This window comes from Anaerolineae bacterium (assembly GCA_014360855.1).
In the GTDB taxonomy this organism is placed as follows: Bacteria; Chloroflexota; Anaerolineae; order JACIWP01; family JACIWP01; genus JACIWP01.
On record JACIWP010000389.1, the window covers coordinates 1 to 2,067 of the forward strand.

Annotated in this window: 2 protein-coding genes and 3 tRNA genes; all 5 read right to left on the reverse strand. The window is 60.3% G+C overall.

The features are described 5' to 3' along the window. Nucleotides 1–520 (reverse strand): branched-chain amino acid ABC transporter permease (locus H5T60_14325; protein ID MBC7243609.1); only part of this gene is annotated, 520 nt, incomplete at its 3' end. Continuing rightward, nucleotides 517–1,377: a branched-chain amino acid ABC transporter permease gene (locus H5T60_14330; GenBank protein ID MBC7243610.1), complete on the reverse strand. Its 861-nt coding sequence runs from the start codon at nt 1,375–1,377 to the stop codon at nt 517–519. The genes H5T60_14330 and H5T60_14325, both read right to left, overlap by 4 nt. A gap of 381 nt (nt 1,378–1,758) precedes the next feature. Then, nucleotides 1,759–1,830 (reverse strand) — tRNA-Ile (locus H5T60_14335). Between the two features lie 17 nt (nt 1,831–1,847). Next, nucleotides 1,848–1,919: transfer RNA gene (locus H5T60_14340), tRNA-Gly, on the reverse strand. Nucleotides 1,920–1,921: 2 nt separating this feature from the next. Continuing rightward, a tRNA-Pro gene (locus H5T60_14345) sits at nt 1,922–1,998 on the reverse strand. Nucleotides 1,999–2,067 lie beyond the last annotated feature (69 nt).

Consider the following 2,067-nt stretch of genomic DNA (forward strand, 5'->3'; position numbering starts at 1 on the left):
CCAGAGCAAACAGCGCTAATGACATCCAGTAAAAGTTCGCGCTGTTACGAAAGTCAATGCCGAAAAGGACAAAGGGGCGAATGCCCCGGAAACCGGACCATCCATGCAGAAGGGTCGTGTTTTGGTTAGCAAAAGCCCAGCAGACCTGCCCAAACGCCAAGGTAATCATCAGGAAGGTCAGACCGTAGGTGCGCAGGGAAACCAGGCCGGCCAGGGTGGCCGCGATCAGGACAATCCCGATACCGATCAGGTCCGGCCAGGGGAAGGGGATGCCGCGTTCATACCCAAGCAGACCAATGGCATAGCCGGTCATCCCGAAGAAGGCGGTCTGCGTCAGGCTGATCATACCCCCTTGGCCCAGCAAGAAGCCCACGCTCACCGCCAGAAAGCCGAAGTAGATAATGCGCACAAACGTCGTGATAGTGTACTGAGACCCGTAGAAGGGCAGGGTGATGAGCAACACAGCCCCGATCGCCAGGAGAATGGGCTTTGCCAGCCGGGTGAGTTTGTCCAGGTTCATACGGTTCTCCCGAAGAGGCCCTGCGGCCGGATTGCCAGAACGATCGCCAGCGGAGCGAAGACCAGGAACATCCAGTATTCCGCCGCATAGGCGGAGCCAAAGGAGGCGATCTGACCCAAAATTAACGCGCCCACCACCGCGCCCAGCAGGCTGCCCTGGCCGCCCAGGATAATGACGACCAGTGCATAGGTGAGGATGGTGGTATCACTGCCCGGGCTGAGCTGGAGATAGGTGCCGCCGAGCACGCCGGCCACACCCACCAGGAAGGCGGAAATCAGGAAGACGATGGTATACATGACATCAATGTTCACGCCGAGGGCGCTGGCCGTCTCTCGGTCATCCACGCCAGCGCGCACCGCCGCACCCAGCTTCGTCTTGTACAGCAGAAGCCACAAACCCACCGCCACCACCACGCTGGCGAGCATCAGCAGATAGCGAAAGCCCGGATATGTGATGCCAAAGACGGTAATCGAGGGGTTCAATGCCTTCGGGACGTTGAGCGCCAGCGAATGCCCGCCCCAAATCGCCAGACAGAAGTCGGCGATAACCATGGAGAGCGCCACGGTCAGCAGGGTCTCCGGCAGGTCCTGGCCGCGCACCCGGGCCAGGAGTGTGCGCTCGAACAGGAAGCCCAGGATGGTGATGGAGAGCGCGCCGGCCAGCAGAGCCAGCCCCCAGTTGCCGGTCGCTTTCATCACCGTGTAGCCGATATAGCCCCCCAGCAGATAGAACGCGCCGTGGCTCAGGTTGATGATGCGCATCAACCCAAAAGCCAGGGTCAGCCCGCTTCCCAGCAGGAAGAACAGTGCCGCTTGCGTCAGACCGTTCAGGATAAGGATGATGATCCTGGCATCCATGGTTTCGCCCAGCTTTCTCCTGAGAGTCAGTTAAACGAATACCGCATACGAACAGCACGACGACATATTACTGGCATCAGCCGGGGATTGGCACAGGACAGTTTCGAGACAGGATGGCCGCCGACGGAACCGGAAAGGAAGCGCCGGATGAAAGTGGTGCAAGAGATCCATAGACAGGGAGGCACAGCGGGAAAAAGAGGCCGAAAGGACGCAGGACGAAATCCCCGCCGGCGAGAATAGCCGGCATTCTGGTCATCAGGCCAATTCGTCCGTAATAAAAGTAACGCGTTGCCCATCTCCCCACCCCGGCCTTCGCCACGGACACAGAGAGCGCACGCCGCTCGATGAACCAACAGTGTGGGGCTACCGACAACTTAGTGATGGGCCCGGCAGGATTCGAACCTGCGACCAACCGGTTATGAGCCGGCCGCTCTGCCGCTGAGCTACAGGCCCCTACACGAGTACCGAGGAGCGGGAGACGGGATTCGAACCCGCGGCAGCCTGCTTGGAAGGCAGGAGCTCTACCACTGAGCTACTCCCGCATTGGTCGGGGCGAGAGGACTTGAACCTCCGACTTCAGCGTCCCAAACGCTGCGCGCTACCGGTCTGCGCCACGCCCCGCTTACACACAATTATATCCTATCTGGCTCCTTTCGTCAAGAGCCGCCGGCCCCCTCCCGGACAACCCCA